Source organism: Euryhalocaulis sp., assembly GCF_013911995.1.
In the GTDB taxonomy this organism is placed as follows: Bacteria; Pseudomonadota; Alphaproteobacteria; order Caulobacterales; family Maricaulaceae; genus Euryhalocaulis; species Euryhalocaulis caribicus.
Window position 1 is genome coordinate 1 of record NZ_JACESD010000008.1, and the last position, 15,986, is coordinate 15,986.

At 65.1% G+C, this 15,986-nt stretch carries 16 protein-coding genes and 1 other RNA gene; 8 read left to right on the forward strand and 9 right to left on the reverse strand.

The window, feature by feature from the left end; all coding sequences use genetic code 11:
* From H2040_RS03300 to H2040_RS03315, 4 genes are all read right to left on the reverse strand, one after another.
* Nucleotides 1-1,429 (reverse strand): DNA polymerase III subunit gamma/tau (locus tag H2040_RS03300; RefSeq protein WP_287154416.1); only part of this gene is annotated, 1,429 nt, incomplete at its 3' end.
* Between the two features lie 66 nt (nucleotides 1,430-1,495).
* An RNA gene (gene ffs / locus H2040_RS03305) (signal recognition particle sRNA small type) lies at nucleotides 1,496-1,593 on the reverse strand.
* A gap of 140 nt (nucleotides 1,594-1,733) precedes the next feature.
* On the reverse strand, nucleotides 1,734-2,105 hold the full coding sequence (locus tag H2040_RS03310; protein WP_287154418.1) for a UrcA family protein: 372 nt from the start codon (nucleotides 2,103-2,105) through the stop codon (nucleotides 1,734-1,736).
* Nucleotides 2,106-2,387: 282 nt separating this feature from the next.
* Nucleotides 2,388-2,999 carry an outer membrane beta-barrel protein gene (locus H2040_RS03315; protein ID WP_022697659.1) on the reverse strand — a complete coding sequence of 204 codons (612 nt, stop codon included), beginning with the start codon at nucleotides 2,997-2,999 and terminating at the stop codon, nucleotides 2,388-2,390.
* 144 nt (nucleotides 3,000-3,143) lie between these two features.
* Here H2040_RS03315 and nudC point away from each other — a divergent pair, with 144 nt between their 5' ends.
* Nucleotides 3,144-4,049 (forward strand): NAD(+) diphosphatase, encoded by a 906-nt coding sequence (gene nudC, locus H2040_RS03320; RefSeq protein ID WP_287154421.1) that lies wholly within the window; start codon nucleotides 3,144-3,146, stop codon nucleotides 4,047-4,049.
* Here nudC and H2040_RS03325 read toward each other — a convergent pair.
* From H2040_RS03325 to H2040_RS03335, 3 genes are all read right to left on the reverse strand, one after another.
* Complete coding sequence (locus H2040_RS03325) at nucleotides 4,046-4,624, reverse strand: carboxymuconolactone decarboxylase family protein (RefSeq protein ID WP_287154423.1); 579 nt, start codon at nucleotides 4,622-4,624, stop codon at nucleotides 4,046-4,048. The two genes, nudC and H2040_RS03325, sit on opposite strands and share 4 nt — an antisense overlap.
* 102 nt (nucleotides 4,625-4,726) lie before the next feature.
* A complete protein-coding gene (locus H2040_RS03330; protein ID WP_287154426.1) occupies nucleotides 4,727-6,397 on the reverse strand; it encodes a pilus assembly protein TadG-related protein in 1,671 nt (556 codons plus the stop codon).
* 94 nt (nucleotides 6,398-6,491) lie between these two features.
* Nucleotides 6,492-7,496, reverse strand: coding sequence for an RluA family pseudouridine synthase (locus H2040_RS03335; protein WP_287154428.1), 1,005 nt, complete (start codon nucleotides 7,494-7,496; stop codon nucleotides 6,492-6,494).
* Between the two features lie 46 nt (nucleotides 7,497-7,542).
* On the opposite strand from H2040_RS03335, the gene H2040_RS03340 reads away from it, so the two are divergent.
* The 3 genes from H2040_RS03340 to H2040_RS03350 all read left to right on the forward strand — a co-directional run bounded on the left by H2040_RS03340 (nucleotide 7,543) and on the right by H2040_RS03350 (nucleotide 10,939).
* On the forward strand, nucleotides 7,543-9,414 hold the full coding sequence (locus H2040_RS03340; RefSeq protein WP_287154430.1) for an alkaline phosphatase D family protein: 1,872 nt from the start codon (nucleotides 7,543-7,545) through the stop codon (nucleotides 9,412-9,414).
* Nucleotides 9,415-9,464: 50 nt separating this feature from the next.
* On the forward strand, nucleotides 9,465-10,331 hold the full coding sequence (locus tag H2040_RS03345; RefSeq protein ID WP_287154433.1) for a DUF817 domain-containing protein: 867 nt from the start codon (nucleotides 9,465-9,467) through the stop codon (nucleotides 10,329-10,331).
* 89 nt (nucleotides 10,332-10,420) lie between these two features.
* Nucleotides 10,421-10,939, forward strand: coding sequence for a metal-dependent hydrolase (locus H2040_RS03350; protein WP_287154435.1), 519 nt, complete (start codon nucleotides 10,421-10,423; stop codon nucleotides 10,937-10,939).
* A 62-nt stretch (nucleotides 10,940-11,001) separates the two neighbouring features.
* On the opposite strand, the gene H2040_RS03355 is transcribed toward H2040_RS03350, so the two are convergent.
* Together H2040_RS03355 and folE are read right to left on the reverse strand one after the other, a co-directional pair.
* Nucleotides 11,002-11,250 carry a helix-turn-helix transcriptional regulator gene (locus tag H2040_RS03355; RefSeq protein WP_022697667.1) on the reverse strand — a complete coding sequence of 83 codons (249 nt, stop codon included), beginning with the start codon at nucleotides 11,248-11,250 and terminating at the stop codon, nucleotides 11,002-11,004.
* Between the two features lie 322 nt (nucleotides 11,251-11,572).
* A complete protein-coding gene (gene folE, locus H2040_RS03360; protein ID WP_022697668.1) occupies nucleotides 11,573-12,190 on the reverse strand; it encodes a GTP cyclohydrolase I FolE in 618 nt (205 codons plus the stop codon).
* A 209-nt stretch (nucleotides 12,191-12,399) separates the two neighbouring features.
* On the opposite strand from folE, the gene cysS reads away from it, so the two are divergent.
* From cysS to H2040_RS03380, 4 genes are all read left to right on the forward strand, one after another.
* Complete coding sequence (gene cysS, locus H2040_RS03365) at nucleotides 12,400-13,788, forward strand: cysteine--tRNA ligase (RefSeq protein WP_287154438.1); 1,389 nt, start codon at nucleotides 12,400-12,402, stop codon at nucleotides 13,786-13,788.
* 86 nt (nucleotides 13,789-13,874) lie between these two features.
* Nucleotides 13,875-14,309 carry an iron-sulfur cluster assembly scaffold protein gene (locus H2040_RS03370; RefSeq protein WP_287154440.1) on the forward strand — a complete coding sequence of 145 codons (435 nt, stop codon included), beginning with the start codon at nucleotides 13,875-13,877 and terminating at the stop codon, nucleotides 14,307-14,309.
* A 244-nt stretch (nucleotides 14,310-14,553) separates the two neighbouring features.
* Nucleotides 14,554-14,802, forward strand: coding sequence for a membrane protein insertion efficiency factor YidD (gene yidD / locus H2040_RS03375; RefSeq protein WP_287154442.1), 249 nt, complete (start codon nucleotides 14,554-14,556; stop codon nucleotides 14,800-14,802).
* Entirely contained in the window at nucleotides 14,799-15,983 is a 1,185-nt protein-coding gene (locus H2040_RS03380; protein WP_287154444.1) for a DmpA family aminopeptidase, read from the forward strand. The genes yidD and H2040_RS03380 overlap by 4 nt, the downstream gene beginning before the upstream one ends.
* Nucleotides 15,984-15,986 lie beyond the last annotated feature (3 nt).

The window sequence follows — 15,986 nt, forward strand, 5'->3', positions numbered from 1 at the left end:
GCTCCACCGCCTCGGCCAGGGTGTTGGGCGCGGGCGGCAGGTCATTGCCGTCATCGACCTCCTCAGGCTGCATCTGCAGGCGGGCCACGGGCTGATCGCCGCCGCCGGAGGACTGGCCGGAGCGCGTTTCGGACCCGCGCGCCTCTGCGCCGCCGGAACCCGAAGGGGGCGGCGGGGGCGGCGCCGAAGCGCCGGAGGCTTCGCCCGCCAGCCGCCGCGCCGCTTCCTCGGGCGAGGGCAGGCCGGCGGCGACGGCGAGGCGCAAAATGGTCATCTCGGCCGCGGCCAGCGGGTCGGGGGCGATGCGCGCTTCCTCATGCCCCTTCAGCAGGACCTGCCAGATGCGCGAGAGCTGGCCCTGGCTGAGATTGCCGGCGAGCTCTTTCAGGCGGGCCGCATGATCGGGCGCGGCGTCGAAATCCGCCTCGTCGCCCAGCGCGGCGGCGCGGGAGAGTTCATGCGAATAATCCAGCATGTCGCGCAATATGGTCAGCGGGTCGGCGCCGTAACTGTATTGTTCGTGAATCTCTTTCGAGGCCGCGGCGGCGTCGCCGCGCGCGGCGGCCTCGAACAGGTCCAGCACGCGGGCGCGGTCGGCCAGGCCCAGCATGTCGCGCACGGCGGCGGCGTCCACTTCCTGCCCCTCGTCGGCCTGCACGATGGCCTGGTCGAGGAGGGAGAGGGCGTCGCGGACCGAGCCTTCGGCGGCGCGGGCGATCAGGCGCAGGCCGTCCTCCCCGACATTGGCGTTCTCCTTCCCGCAGACGCCCTGAAGGTGGGCGACAAGCGTGGGGGAGTCGACGCGCTTGAGATCGAAGCGCTGGCAGCGGGAGAGAACGGTCACCGGGACCTTGCGGATCTCGGTGGTCGCGAAGACGAATTTCACGTGCGGCGGCGGCTCCTCCAGCGTCTTCAACAAGGCGTTGAAGGAGTGGCCGGAGAGCATGTGGACCTCGTCCACGATATAGACCTTGTAGCGCGCCTGGACCGGGGCGTAGCGCACGCCGTCCAGAAGCTCCCGCATCTCGTCGACGCCGGTGTGGGAGGCGGCGTCCATCTCGATCACGTCCGGGTGGCGGGAGGTCATGATCGCTTCGCAGTGCCGGCCCGGCGGATGCAGGTCGATCTGCGGCTCGTGAACCTCGTCCGTTTCGTAATTGAGGGCGCGGGCGAGCAGGCGGGCGGTGGTCGTCTTGCCGATGCCGCGAACGCCGGTGAGCATGTAGGCGTGGGCGATGCGGCCGGCGCCGAAGGCGTTGCGCAGCGTGCGCACCATCGCGTCCTGGCCGATCATGTCCTCGAAACTGGCGGGGCGGTATTTGCGGGCCAGCACCTGATAGTCCCGCGCAGCCTGTTGCGGCGCGGGGTCCAGGCCCATGTCGAGGGTGGCGTCGTCCCTGACGGACTCCGTTTCCGGCGAGTCGTCCATAGTCTCCAGTCTTAATAGAGGCGGACGGCGCGGGCGAGTCGGCGGCGCTGCTTAAACTGTGGGGAAAACGGAAGACCGGACAGCGACCCGGAGAAATCTCGTTACGGCTGCTTCCTTCCGGACCTGACCGGGTTGGCGAGGACTCCGTCCGCCGCCGATCTTCCTGAAAGGGTATATCGCGTTTCAGGGCTTCGCGTGCAAGGCGCCGCCTCAGGAAGTTTCCATGAGGGCGGGGCCGGACGCAGTTCCGCGCCGGGAGAGGGGCCCGGCGCGGAACCTTCTGCGGCTTGACGGCGGGGGCTGTTCAGTCGCCGCCGGCCCTTGCCAGCTTGATACGCGAGGCGGCGTAACGCTGGCGGTCCTCCTGCGCGATACGGACGGTGGGGTTGCCGCTGGCCCCGTGATGCGCCCACAGGCGGTCATGGTTGACATCCTCGACCGCGGCCTGCACGGCGAAAGCGCGGCAATGGTTCAGCGCCTTGTATTCCTCCAGCCCGCGCATGCCTTGCCCGTCACAGGCGCTCCACGCGGCTTTTTCGATCTTGCCGTAGAAGCCGCCGACGGCGGCGTCACTGGCCAGATCATTGTCGGAATAGGTCAGCGTGACCTCACCCGCCTGAGCGGCGCCCGCAAGGGCGAAAAGGGCGGCGGCGGTAGCGACGAAAACGGTTTTCATTGTTCTAAGGCTCCTGTCCTTGAGCGGTCCCACGCAGCGGACCCTTCTTCAGCGGTCCGCAATCGACAGGAGGCATGATGCGGCGCGCCAGCTTGCCGCAGGCTGTGCCCGGGGTGAGATTTTCGTCACCCGGCCGTCAGTTTGTGTCCGGCGGATGAAGCGGCGGACAGGCCGGGGACAGGAACCGGCCATGCCCGGACATGACTGCGCCCCCGCCGGGGGGAGGATCCAGCGGGGGCGCAGGGTTTAACGCGAGCCTCGAGCGAGGCGCGTCAGGCGGCTTTAGAACTTGCGAACATAGGAGATGGTCGCGGAGTCGGCGTCGCCATTGTCGAACTCGTAACGGGTATATTCGGCCCGCACGCCGTTCTTGCCGGCGAACATCCACTCGGCGCCGCCGCCAGCGGCAAAGCCGAGATCGCCGCCATCCTCGATGCCCGGAACGCTTTCGCCTTGCTGGTCAACCGCGGCGTCAATGTCGATGGAAGCATCGACCACGCCGGCGCGCGCGAACACGTCAAAGGTCGGGGTGACGGGGTAGGACGCCTTGGCGAAGGCGCCGACCTGGTGGTTCAGGTCAGCGTCAGCCTGACCGGTCACCGGGTTGCCGTCTTCGTTCTCGAAGTCGAAATTGCCGATGCTGTCATCGCTGAGGCCAATGCTGCCTTCGGCCTCAAGGGCGAAGAACTCGTTGAACTCATAGCCGCCGCGCAGGGTGGCCGCGTCAAAGTCCGGGCCGTCGAAGTCCAGATCGCCATCGGTGGAGTCGCCCAGGGCGAAATAGGAGTAACCCAGATTGCCGTAGAAGCCTTTATTGTCGTCATTGGTCTGGGCATGGGCAGCGCCACTCATCAGAGCGACGCCGGCGGCGGTTAGCAGAACGGTCTTGAACATTGTTGTCAGTCCTTTTTTGTCCGGGGGTTTTAAAGACCCCTTCTCTCAACGCGCCGGACTTGGGATTCCGTCTCCCCTGACGTAAGGGGGGCAGGTGCAATTCCAGCGCGGGCGTGACAGCGCGCAGGTCCGAAAAGGTGTTCCATGCCGTCAGCAGATATCCTTGCCTTTACGCAGTCGCCGCTGGACCGGGGCGGCAACAACCGTACCGATGAAAGCTGGATCGCGGAGCAGGCGGAATCCCCGCAGGCGCGGGCGATCCTGTACTGGCGGGGGCAACCCTTTGTGGATTCCGGGCAACTGGTCTGGATCAAGGGCGCCGCGCTGGACTGGCTGCCCGTGGAAGGGCCGCTGATATTTCTGGGGTTGCAGGATGGCGCGCCGCGACTCGCCGCCATGCTGGACCCCGATATCGGGGCGCCGGACCCGGGCGTTGCGGGTGAATTCATGGACCTTCGGATGGGCGCGGCGAGCCTGAGCGCCGACGAGGCGGGGATTGCCGGTCACGCGCGGTCGCTGATCGAATGGCGGGGGCGTCACCAGTATTGCGCCGTCTGCGGCGCGCGCACCCGGCAGGCCGAAGGCGGCGGCAAGCGCGTGTGCACAGAATGCGAGGCGGAGCATTTTCCGCGCGTCGATCCGGTGGCGATCATGTGGATCACCGAGGGCGGCCGGGCGCTGCTGGGGCGTCAGGGCTATTGGCCGGAGGGGATTTATTCGGCGCTGGCGGGCTTCATAGAGCCGGGCGAGACCATAGAGGACGCCTGCCGCCGGGAAACGATGGAAGAGGCGGGCGTGGAGCTGGGCGCGGTGCGCTATGTCGAGAGCCAGCCCTGGCCGTTTCCCTCATCGCTGATGATCGGATTGCACGCGGACGCCCGGAGCGTCGAAATCAAGATTGACGCCAAGGAACTTGAAGATGCGCGCTGGTACAGCCGTGAAGAGGTCGCCGCCGCGCTGGAAGGCCGCAGCGAAACCCTGGTCATGCCGCCCAGCGCGGCGATTGCGCGCCGGCTGGCCGAACGCTGGATCGCCGGAGAACTCGACTAGGCTTGCGAGGCGTCGTCCGGGATGCCCGCCCCGTCCCATGAAAACTGGCCGAACTTTTTGTCCAGCGCCGTGCCGGTGATGTGATTGACGTAGTTGGACAGGGTTTTGTGGGCGACGCCCAGCACCACTTCCAGCACGTTTTCCCGGGTAAAGCCCGCCTCGATGAAGGCCGCGACCTCCTCTTCCGGCGCCCAGCCGCGCTCGCGAATGACGGTTTCGGTGAAGACGCGCAGGGCTTCCAGCCGATCGTCCGCGATGGGGTCGCCTTCCCGGATTGCCTCGATGACGGCGTCATCGACCCGGCCGGACTTTGCCATGCCGGTATGGGCGGCGACACAATAATGGCACTCATTCTCCGCCGCGGCCGCCAGCCAGACGACATGGCGTTCCGCCGTGGAGAGGGACGAACCGGCGAAGATTTCCGTCATCTGCAGATAGGCTTTCAGCGCGGCGGGCGACTCCGCCAGATTGCCATAGAGATTGGGAATAAAGCCCAGCTTGTCCTTTTGCGCTTTCAACAGGTCGCGCGCGCCTTCGGGCGCGGTTTCGGGCGTATGGGTCTTGAACCGGGTCATGGGGCAGGTCTCCAGTCTGTTCGCTGTCCGTCGGGCGCTAGATGGAACGAAAAACGCCGCGCCCCAAGGGCGCGGCGCTGCACGAAAGCATGATTGGCGCGCTTACTGGCTGAGGCGCAGTTCCGTGATCTCGTTGACGATGGTCTCGAACGTCTCTTCCAGGTCACCGGGATTGGGCGACAGGAAGTAGCGATTTGAGCCGCTGGCGCAGTCCTCCATCAGATCCTCGATGTCGTCATCGTTCACGTCAAAGGCGATCGTGAAAACGGTGATCCCGGCCGCCTTGGCGTTCTCGCAGGTCTGCGCCGTGCGGGAATCCATTTCCTGACGAATTTCGTACGTCGAGTCAGGATTGGTCAGGAAACGCGGGTTTTCCTGCCGCGCATAGCCATAGGGCGAATAAATCGACACGTTATGGTTCTTACTGCCTTCATTGGCCGTGATGTTGTTGGCGCCGTCAGTCAACAGGATCAGGAATTTTTTTGTTTCCCGATCATCATAAGACGCGCCCTCCGTAAAAGGCGGCGTCGGGGACAGGGCGCGCCAGCCCCAGGCGATGCCTTCATGGATATTGGTGTTGCCGCTGGCGTCCATCGCCTCAATGGCGCTGCGGATTTCGGTGAAACGCTCGGTCAACGGCTGAATTGGTTTGGCCAGGCAACCATAGTTCGGGCCCTCGCCGTTGTGGGCTTCATATTCGCTTTTCTGGTATTTAGGAGCGTAGAGTTGGCCTTTTTTCCGGTTCGACGCCTTGTTGTGATAGTCGCCGCCATCGTACCAGGGAGGTTCCTGGCTATCATATTGATCGTCGTCGTCGTCGTCGGCGCTGTAGATCCTGCAAAGCAGAAGAGCCCATCCTGACAAGCCGGCGCAGGGGTCCTCCGGTTTGGACCCGGTCCAATCATCCAGATAATTATTCGGATAATAGTCGTCCGGCTCGTAGTTGCCCGGCTGAAGGTCCGGCTCATCCGGCGCGAAGTAAATCTGGAAAAGCGTTTCCGGGACGGCGTTGTTCGGCGGCGTGTCGTTGACATCCAGCGGATAGGGCCGGGTTTCGACACAGCCGCCCCATTGCTGACCGATCTGTTGCAGCGCGGTGAAGCGATTCAGGTTTCTGTCGAAGATTTCAGTGTGCTGATCCGCGCGCGCTTCCTTGTCGAGCCAGGCCGCAAGGGTCGTATCGTTGAAATTGTCCGGGCCGACATTGATGGCCGCCGTGAAAGGGACCAGTCCGATCTTGGTGGTGCCGGGCTTGGCCTCGGTCGAGGTCAGCGTATCGACCAGCGTGCGCGCGGAGCGTTTCAGGGAGGTCAGCTTGGAGCCGCGCATGGAGCCGGAATTATCCAGCACCATGACGACCTCGACCTTGTGCGCGCCGCGGGTGGCCTGGGACATGGTGGAGACCGAGCGGTCATCCATACCGAAGCCGGACAGGAACATCAGGTCGGCGGGAGACTCGCCGGTAACGGTGATGGAGTCATCGGCGCGTACAACCTGCAGGTTCTGGATCTCGCCGTCGAAATTGGCGTTGGCGAAGCGTGTCGCGGTTTCGATCACGTCCGCTTCGGAGCTGTTATACGGCATTTTCGCCGCCGCTAGCGCGGCCGCGTCCAGCGCGGACTGAAGGGCGGAGCGTTTGCCGTGCATGCCCGACAGGTCGACAGCCGCCCCGACCAGCAGGATCACGGGCAGGATCGAAAGGGCGAAAATGATCGCGGTATTGCCGCGCTCGTCGCCGGATATGCGTCTGAAGAATCGAATAAGTCCGGACATAGCGGTCCCCAGTGTTCGGGGCGTGAATGTAGGCCGGAGCTTTTAAATAGAGATTTATAGACGCGGTTAGCGCGCGATTAACGACATTGGAGAATCACAAGCGTTCCAGAAACTTGCGCAGGCGCTGCATGTCCTTGGGCAGTTCCGTCTCGAAGCGCAAATTCTCGCCCGTGACCGGATGGATGAAGCCCAGAATGGCCGCGTGCAGGGCCTGGCGGCGGAAATCCTGCAGCACTTCGCCCTGCGGAGTGGCGATCTTCTTCAGCGTCGCCTGACGGCCATATGTGCCATCGCCCAGAATCGGGCAGCCGATATGGGTCATGTGAACGCGAATCTGGTGCGTGCGCCCGGTTTCCAGGCGGCATTCCACCTCGCAGGCCGCGGGCGTGCCGGCGGGCGCGCCCGGTTCCTGCCCGAAGGTCGCCAGCGTGCGGTAATTGGTGACGGCGGTCTTGCCGTGTTCGGAGTCCGGGTTGCGGACGACCGCCATTTTCTTGCGGTCGTGCGGAGAGCGGGCGATGCGCGTCTCGATCCGGCCCTCGCGCGGTTTGGGCGCGGTGCGGGCCAGCGCGATATAGGCGCGCTCCACGCTGTGGGCGGCGAATTGCTCGCTGAGGCCCTGATGCGCGGCGTCGGACTTTGCGACCACCAGAACGCCGGAGGTGTTCTTGTCCAGACGGTGGACGATGCCGGGCCGCTGCACGCCGCCAATGCCGGACAGGGAGTCCGCGCAGTGGTGGAGCAGGGCGTTGACCAGCGTGCCCGACCACGCGCCCGGGGCCGGGTGGACGGTGAGGCCGGGGCGCTTGTTAACGACGATCAGCTCATCGTCCTCGAACAGGATGTCCAGCGGGATGTCTTCGGGTTTGGGCTCGGCCTCCGCCGGGGCCGGGATGGAGAGGGCGTAATCGCCGACGCGCACCTTGGCGGAGGGGTCGGTCATCGCCGCGCCGTCCAGCGAGAGCTGGCCGTCCTCGATCAGCGCCTTGCAGCGCGTGCGGGAAAGATCCTCGAAAGTTTCGGCCAGCCAGCGGTCGATGCGCTCGCCCGCGTCCTCGTCCGTGGCGTTTAGCCGCCTGATCTCCGCTTCGCCTGTCATGAAACATCGCTTAACCTGCCCTGACGCCGCGTCAAAGCGCTGACACATGCCGGACCTACAAAGCGCCGCGCCAAAAGGGGGAAACACGATGACCAAGCTGGACCTGACACGCCGCAGCCTGATGGGGATTTTGGCCGGGGGCGCGGCCCTGCCCGCCGGGGCGCGGGCGCAATCGGAAGAGACCGCCGCTTTTACGCATGGCGTGGCCTCCGGCGATCCGCAGGCCGACCGGGTGATCCTGTGGACGCGCGCGGTTCCGCCGAGCGGCGGCGCGACGGCGGTGCGCTGGGAAGTGGCGCGCGATGCGGAGATGGCGAACGTGGTGCGCCGCGGCGCGGCGGAAACCGGGCCGGGGCGTGATTTCTGCGTGAAGATTGACGTGGACGGGCTGTCGCCGGGCCAGACCTATTTCTATCGCTTCCGGGCGGGGGACAATGTCTCCCCCGTCGGGCGGACGCGCACCCTGCCGGGGGCGGACGCGGCGCAGGCGAAACTGGCGGCGGTTTCCTGCTCCAATTTTCCGGCGGGATATTTCAATGTCTACCGGGTAGTGGCCGAGCGCGACGACCTCGACGCCGTGGTGCATCTGGGCGACTACATCTACGAATACGCGGCCGGGGGCTACGCCACCGAGTGGGGGATGGAGAACGGGCGGGGGCCGGACCCCGCGCACGAGATTGTCAGCCTGGACGACTACCGCACGCGCTACGCCCAGTATCGCGGCGACGCGGACCTGCAGGCGGCGCACGCGGCGCATCCCTTCATCTGCGTCTGGGACGATCACGAGACGGCCAATGACAGCTGGTCCGGCGGCGCGGAGAACCATAATGAAGGCGAGGGCGGATGGGACGCCCGCAAGCGCGCCGCGGTGCAGGCCTATATGGAGTGGATGCCGATCCGGGAGCCGGAAGCGGGCCGGGCGCGCGAGGCGATCTGGCGGAGCTTCGATTTCGGGCAGGCGGCCAGCCTGGTGATGCTGGAAACGCGGCTGACCGCGCGGTCGGCGCAGACCAGTTTTTCGGAGGGGCTGACCTATCCGGAAATGGCGTTCGACGTCTCCGGGGCGGAACCGGTGATGGCCGATGCGGGGGCGGACGGCCCGGGCATCGAGCGTCTGCCGGCGCTGGTGGAGCGCACGCGGGACGGCTGGCGGGAAATCACCGGCTATCGGGAGCTGAAGCGGCTGTCGGAACGGCGGAAGCTGCCGCGCAACGTGAAGCGGCGGCCGGACGTGGCGGCCTTCATGGCGGAGACGAACGCGGCGGAGCGCGAATTGATGGGCGCGGCGCAGCTGGATTTCGTGGCGGGAGAGATGGAGCGGTCGCGCCGCGCCGGCGTGGCGTGGCAGGCGCTGGGCAATCAGGTGATCATGGCCCGGGTGCGCGGGCCGCGCTACGCGCAGGACCTGCCCTGGTGGTACAGGGCGATGATGAATCGCGGGCAGGGGGCGGAGGCGAACATGGCCTTCCTTGAACGCTCGCACTGGGAATTGCCGATGAATCTGGACGCCTGGGACGGTTATGGCGCCGAGCGGGAGCGCCTGTATGACGCGGCGCGCGATGCGGGCGCGAACCTGGCGGCGCTGACCGGCGACACGCACGCCTTCTGGGCCAATGACCTGACCGACGCGGCCGGGGGGCGGCGCGGGGTGGAGTTCGGCGTGACCAGCGTTTCCAGCCCCGGCATGTATTCCGATTACCAGGCGCCGTTCGTGGATTTCGGCAAGATGGTCGAAGACGCCGCCGAGGATGTTCAGCACATGAACTGGAAAGACCGCGGCTGCTTGATCCTGACCTTCACGCGGGACGGCGCCAGCGGGGAGTATGTCCGCGTTTCAACCATCGAAAGCCGGACGTTCAACCGCGAAACCTATGCGGTGTGGGGCGCCGAGCCGGGCGGGAAGATCACCCGGGGCTGACGCGCCGCCACGCCATATTCTGGCCCTGCGGGACGGGGTAGCTTTCACCCATGCCGCTGCTTTCCCCGCCGCCCCGCCTGTTGCTGGAGACCGACGCCCGCCTGAGCGCGTGGGCGGCGGAGCGAAAGCTCACGGCCTGGGGCTATGAGTTTGTCCGGTTCGGCGTGAAACAGGCTTGGGCCTGCCTGTTTGGCGGAGCGATGCTGGCGCTGATCCTGGGGACTTACTGGCTGTATCCGCAGGACGCGGCGCTGGCGCGCTATGACTTTCTGGTGCTGGGGGCGCTGGCGCTGCAATTGCTGCTGATCGCCACGCGGCTGGAGACGCTAAACGAGGCGAAGGTCATCCTGGTCTTCCATGTGGCCGGGACCGCGATGGAGATATTCAAGGTCTCGCAGGGGTCATGGATCTATCCGGAGTCCAGCGTGCTGCGGCTGGCCGGGGTGCCGCTGTTTTCCGGCTTCATGTACGCCGCGGTCGGCAGCTATCTGGCGCGCGCCTGGCGGTTGTTCGACATGCATTTCAGCCATTATCCGCCCTTCTGGACGACTCTGGTCCTGGCTGCGGCGGCCTATGTGAATTTCTTCAGCCATCATTTCCTGCCTGATATCCGCTGGCTGCTGTTCGCCGCGGCGGCGGTCCTCTATGGCCGGTGCTGGGTATATTTTCATCCAGCGGCGAAGGCGCGGAAGATGCCGTTGCTGCTGGGATTCCTGCTGGTGTCGCTGTTCATCTGGCTGGCGGAGAATATCGGCACGTTCGGCGCGGCGTGGCGCTATCCCGACCAGATGGCGGGTTGGACGGTGGTGCCGGTCGCCAAGCTGGGCTCCTGGTTCCTGCTGATGCTTCTCAGCTTCGTTCTGGTCTCGGCCGTGAACCGGCGAAGCCGGCGCGCTGTGTTGCAGAAGTCACAATAGAGTCGCGTATTTGTCACGCGCGCGTCGCCAAATCATTTCAACAGGCTTGGGCGAAAACCCGAGGGTCGGGCATCGACGGGGATTGGCCGATGATTTTCGCGCACGCGCCTGCCGGCTATCTGCTTTCACGCTTCGTGAGGCCGCGCCGCGGTCCCGCCTGGGCGTTCATGCTGGGGGGCGTGACGCCGGATTTCGACGTTCCCTATTTCGCGCTGTTCGGCCCGCCGGTGGCCACGCATCACTATTATTCGCCGCTGCACTGGCCGCTGACCTGGCTGGCGCTGGGCGTGGCGTTGCTGGTTCTGGCGAAGCGGGCGGGACCGGCGGCGCAGCTGACCCTGCGGGCGCTGCTGGCGGGGATCGCGCTTCATCTGTGCCTGGATACGGTGACGTGGAATATCTACTGGGCCGCGCCGTTCGACTTCACGCCGCTGAAGCTGACCGACCCCACACAGCTCGCGCGGGCCTGGCCGTGGAATTTCCTGACCCACTGGACGATGCTTCTGGAGGCGGGAATTTGTGCGGCGGCGGCCTGGATGTTTGCAAGCGAACGCAAAGGTTCCGCCGGATCCGTTAGCGCGCGGTCACGCGCTGTCGCTTCACCCTGAGAAGGTTCGCGAGGGCCAAGAGCCGGAGAACCGGCTATTGAAGGGGTCGCTGAGGCAAGGCCTCAGCCGGGTTGTCGCTCTTTCTGGAGCAGGCGGGCGCCGGTCCCGTTCTTGTTGACGATTTCCACGCCCTTGCTGGCGAAAGCGTTCGTCATCTTTTCCTCCGTCACACGGCGAATGGACGCGCGGAGGCCGTTCTCGAACTGGTGAACGGTGGTCAGGGCGACATTCGCCTCGCGGGAGAGATCACGCATCGTCCATCGCAACAGGGCGCGGGCGGCGCGGCAGGCTTCAGGTGTCAGCTTGGTCATGGACCAACCTCATTCTAGGCGGCTGTGCGGCCAATTGGTGATGGTTAAAGCGCCGGCCGCGAAAGGCGCACTGGTTTGATTACTCAATGACTGCGAGTCAATCAATACAACCATCGATTGAAGAAACATACATCATTTCAAGAAGATAGTTAATGTTGAAAATATATATTTCTGGCTGTGTGAAATGGATGGAGATATTTGCCGGACGGCGAGTCGATGATTCCGGGCTTCAGGTTTGATTAAACAAGCCTATTTGGGAGCGCGGGCATGAGATAGGGCGGCCCCGAAGGACCGCCCCGCATTCATTGATTTGGCAAATATTCTAGCTTTGCGCGAGTTGGAGGAAGCGTTCCTTCAGCATCGAATCGTCGCGGAATGCGCCGGTAAATTGCGTGGTGATCGTGGAAACATTCTGGTGGTGCACGCCGCGCGTCGTCATGCATTCGTGGATCGCGTCGATGAATACGGCCACGCCGCGGGGCTTGAGAACCTCGGTGATGACGTCGGCGATTTGCGCGGTCATGGTTTCCTGCGTCTGCAGGCGCTTGGCGTAGATTTCGACCACGCGGGCAATCTTGGAAATGCCGACGACGCGCTTCTCCGGCAAATAGGCGATATGCGCCTTGCCGATGAAGGGGGCGATGTGATGCTCGCAATGGCTCTCCACCTCGATATTGCGGAGCATGACGATGTCGTCATAGCCTTGAACATCCTCGAACGTGCGGGAGAGTTCCTTGACCGGGTCCTGGTCATAGCCGGCGAACCATTCTTCATAGGCGCTGACCACGCGCTTGGGCGTGTCCAGCAGGCCTTCGCGGTCCGGGTTGTCGCCGGTCCAGGCGATCAGCGTGCGCACGGCGGCTTCCGCCGCCTCGCGAGAGGGGCGCTTGGATTTGTTTTCGTCAGTCATTCGGGCGTTTTCGGGAGTCATGGCGTCCATCGCTGGATCCTTTCGTTGACGGGCCCGGCTCTATTTCAAGCCGGGAAAGTACCGGTTTCCGGATCGAAAGCGCGGCGCGGACGCCGGTGCATTCGTATCTGTGGGTCATTAGATAGTAGGCGCGACGGCGATGTTCCACCCTTGCCTGCAAGATTGCTTCGCGCGCGGGTTTATCCCAAGCAGGCGCGCCGCTATCTGATGGTCGGACCATGACTTTGAAACTTCACGACACGCTGGCGCGGAAAAAGCGCGACTTCGAACCGGCCGACCCGGAGCGGGTGACGCTCTATGTCTGCGGCCCGACCGTCTATAACAACGCCCATATCGGCAATGCCCGCCCGCCGGTGGTTTTCGACACGCTGTTCCGCCTGCTGCGGCGCATCTATGGCGCGGACCATGTCGTCTATGCCCGGAACATCACCGACGTGGACGACAAGATCATCGCGGCGTCGGAGAAGACCGGGAAGAGCTGCGCGGAGATCGCGGAGATCTATACCGATATCTACCGGCGGGACATGCGCGCCCTGAACGTGATCGACCCGACCATGGAGCCGACCGCGACCGGCCATATGCCGGAAATGATCGGCATGATCCGCCAGCTCAAAAAGAGCGGGTTCGCCTATGAGTCGAAGAAGCACGTGCTGTTCGACATCAACAAGTATGAGGCATACGGCAAACTGTCCCGCCGCGACCGCGACGCCATGGTGGCCGGCGCGCGGGTGGAGGTTGCGCCCTATAAGCGCGACCCGGCCGATTTCGTGCTGTGGAAGCCGGCGAAGGAGGGCGAGCCGTCCTGGTCCAGCCAGTGGGGCGATGGCCGCCCGGGCTGGCATCTGGAATGCTCCGCCATGATCGAGGCCAATCTGGGCGAGACGATCGATATTCACGGCGGCGGCGCGGACCTGGTCTTCCCGCACCATGAGAACGAGCTGGCCCAGAGCGCCTGCGCGCACGGCGGATCGCCGCTGGCGCGCTACTGGATGCATAACGGCTTCCTGAACATCGAATCCGAAAAGATGTCCAAATCGCTGGGCAATGTGATGCTGGTCAGCGATCTGCTGGATGAGTGGCCGGGCGAGGTAATGCGCTGGGCGTTGCTGTCGGCGCATTACCGCCAGCCGCTGGACTGGACCCGCGACCTGCTGGAGCAGAGCCGGTCGTCCGTGGACCGCGCCTATCAGGCGCTGCGCAAGCTGGAGGGCGTCGAGCCGGCGGCGGGCGTCACCGCGGAAGGCGTGACCGCGGCGCTGGAAGACGATCTGAATACGCCCAAGGCGTTTGCGGAAGTGGCGCGGCTGATCAATGCCGCGAACAAGGCCCGGATTGACGCGGACAAGGCCGAGGCGAAGGCGCGGCTGATCGACGCCGGCGACCAGCTGGGTGTGCTGCAAAGCGCGCCGGAGGACTGGTTCAAGGGCGCCGACGATGCCGGCGAGGGGCTGAGCGCCGAAGAAATCGAGACGCAGATCGAGGCGCGCAAACAGGCGCGCGCGAACCGTGATTTTGCCGAGGCCGACCGGATTCGCGACGCGCTGGCCGATCAGGGCGTGGTTCTGGAGGATGGCGCGGATGGCACGATCTGGCGGCGTGAGGCGTAAATTCGTTTCGTTTTTGCGGCAATGGCGGAATGAATTGACGTTTGTGAGGAGTGGAACGCAATTCTGTTTTGCGTTATTATACGGCCATGACTGACGACCTCTATAACGACAAGGTAATCGCGCTGGCGGGCAATATTCCGCGCGTCGGCGAGCTGGATGCGCCCGACGTGACGACGCGCAAGACGTCGAAGCTGTGCGGATCATGGCTGGAGATCGACCTGGCGTTTGAAGGCGGCGCGGTGAGCGATTGCGCCCTGCGCCTGCAGGCCTGCGCGCTGGGCCAGGCCGCCGCGGCGATCCTGACCGGCAATATTATCGGCGCCACGCCGGATGAGATTGTCGGCGCGCGCGATGCGCTGAAAGCCATGCTGAAGGACGGCGGCGCGCCGCCGGAAGGCCGGTTTGCGGACCTGGCGCTGCTTCAGGCGGTCGCCGAATATCCGGCGCGTCAGGACTCGACCATGCTGGCGTTCAACGCCGCGGCCGAGGCCGTGGAAAGCGCGCGCGTGGAAGCGGCCTAGAGGCCACATTCAGCGGGGAGGCTTTTCACCCCGCGAAACAGGCCCTATTTTCCCGTGATGATGAGCATTCGGCGCACGACATCGACTAGCTAGGGCGTTGGCCGCCCGCCTGTATGGCGGGTCGGAGGCCGGCGTCCGGAACCGGCGGGTTAGACGCCACGGCCCGCCATTGCGAAAAGCCGCCGCACGGGCGGTGTTCGCACCCAGCTAGAACGTGCGTGAGCCACAGGACCGAAGCATCATCATGTCCTTCAGAAATCGCGCCGTTGCGGCGCTTCTCAAGATTTACAAGCTGACGCTGTCGCCCGCCTTCATGGCGCTGGGCGTGCGCTGCCGGCATGAACCCACCTGTTCGGAATACGCCGCGGAGGCGGTGCGCCGCCACGGTTTCCTGCGCGGCGGCTGGCTGGGCCTGCGCCGCGTGGCGCGCTGCCGTCCGGGCGGGACGCATGGCTGGGACCCGGTGCCCGGCGGCAAAGGAGACGCAGCATGAGCTACGCTGGCCGGATCATTCTTGCCGCGGCGGCCGCTGTAGGCCTTGTCGGCGCGGCGATGGCTCAGGATGGCGAGCGGGCACGCGCCCGCGACCTGGGCGCGGCGCCGGGCGTGCTGCCGACGGGCCTGCTGAATGCGATCACCGATGTGGAGGGCGTGCGCGTCGGTCATGTGACGCTGACCGAGGGCGAAACGATCCGCACGGGCGTGACGGCGGTGCTGCCGCACGGCGGCGATCTCTATATGGACAAGGTTCCCGCCGCTGTGGCGGTGGGCAACGGCTTCGGCAAGCTGATGGGCGTAACGCAGATCCGCGAGCTGGGGGAGATCGAGACGCCGGTCATTCTGACCAACACGCTTTCCGTTCCAGCCGGCGCCGAGGGCGTCATCGGCTGGACGCTGGACCAGGAAGGTCATGAGGGAATCGTGTCGGTCAACGCCGTGGTGGGCGAGACGAACGATTCCCGCCTGAACGATATTCGCGCCCGCGCCGTGACGCCGGACCATGTACGGGAAGCCATAGAGACCGCCGCGGCGGGACCGGTGGCGGAAGGCGCTGTCGGGGCCGGGACCGGCACGGTGGCGTTCGGCTGGAAGGGCGGGATCGGCACCAGCTCCCGCGCGCTGCCCGCATCGCTGGGCGGCTACACGGTCGGCGTTCTGGTTCAATCCAATTTCGGCGGCGTGCTGAGCATCGATGGCGTGAAGGCGGGCGAGGCGCTGGGCCAGTATTATCTGAAGGAGCAGCTGGACAGCGACCGGGCGGACGGATCGATCATGATCGTGGTCGCCACGGATGCGCCGCTGGACGACCGCAATCTGGAGCGCCTGGCGCATCGCGCGCTGGCCGGTCTGGCGCGCACCGGCGCGTCCATGACCAACGGATCAGGCGATTACGTGATCGCCTTTTCGACCGCCGAGCCGGTTCGCCGCACGCCGGCGCGGCGGCAAGGGGTGGAATCCTACGCCAAGCTGGGCAATGACAGGGTTTCGCCGCTGTTCCAGGCGGTGATCGAGGCGACCGAGGAAGCGATCCTGAATTCCCTTTTCATGGCCGAGAGCGTGACGGGTTACGATTCCGCCGCGCGCGAGGCCCGGCACATTGAAGCGATACCGCTGGACAAGGTTCGCGCGCTGATCGAGGCGCGGAACGGTCAGGCAAAGACGGAAGACGAGTAAGAC

Coding starts and splice junctions, on each gene's coding strand:
- H2040_RS03310 (WP_287154418.1), bottom strand. CDS start 2,105: ATGAAAACCGTTTTCGTCGCTACCGCCGCCGCCCTTTTCGCCCTTGCG.
- H2040_RS03315 (WP_022697659.1), bottom strand. CDS start 2,999: ATGTTCAAGACCGTTCTGCTAACCGCCGCCGGCGTCGCTCTGATGAGT.
- nudC (WP_287154421.1), top strand. CDS start 3,144: ATGCCGTCAGCAGATATCCTTGCCTTTACGCAGTCGCCGCTGGACCGG.
- H2040_RS03325 (WP_287154423.1), bottom strand. CDS start 4,624: ATGACCCGGTTCAAGACCCATACGCCCGAAACCGCGCCCGAAGGCGCG.
- H2040_RS03330 (WP_287154426.1), bottom strand. CDS start 6,397: ATGTCCGGACTTATTCGATTCTTCAGACGCATATCCGGCGACGAGCGC.
- H2040_RS03335 (WP_287154428.1), bottom strand. CDS start 7,496: ATGACAGGCGAAGCGGAGATCAGGCGGCTAAACGCCACGGACGAGGAC.
- H2040_RS03340 (WP_287154430.1), top strand. CDS start 7,543: ATGCCGGACCTACAAAGCGCCGCGCCAAAAGGGGGAAACACGATGACC.
- H2040_RS03345 (WP_287154433.1), top strand. CDS start 9,465: ATGCCGCTGCTTTCCCCGCCGCCCCGCCTGTTGCTGGAGACCGACGCC.
- H2040_RS03350 (WP_287154435.1), top strand. CDS start 10,421: ATGATTTTCGCGCACGCGCCTGCCGGCTATCTGCTTTCACGCTTCGTG.
- H2040_RS03355 (WP_022697667.1), bottom strand. CDS start 11,250: ATGACCAAGCTGACACCTGAAGCCTGCCGCGCCGCCCGCGCCCTGTTG.
- folE (WP_022697668.1), bottom strand. CDS start 12,190: ATGGACGCCATGACTCCCGAAAACGCCCGAATGACTGACGAAAACAAA.
- cysS (WP_287154438.1), top strand. CDS start 12,400: ATGACTTTGAAACTTCACGACACGCTGGCGCGGAAAAAGCGCGACTTC.
- H2040_RS03370 (WP_287154440.1), top strand. CDS start 13,875: ATGACTGACGACCTCTATAACGACAAGGTAATCGCGCTGGCGGGCAAT.
- yidD (WP_287154442.1), top strand. CDS start 14,554: ATGTCCTTCAGAAATCGCGCCGTTGCGGCGCTTCTCAAGATTTACAAG.
- H2040_RS03380 (WP_287154444.1), top strand. CDS start 14,799: ATGAGCTACGCTGGCCGGATCATTCTTGCCGCGGCGGCCGCTGTAGGC.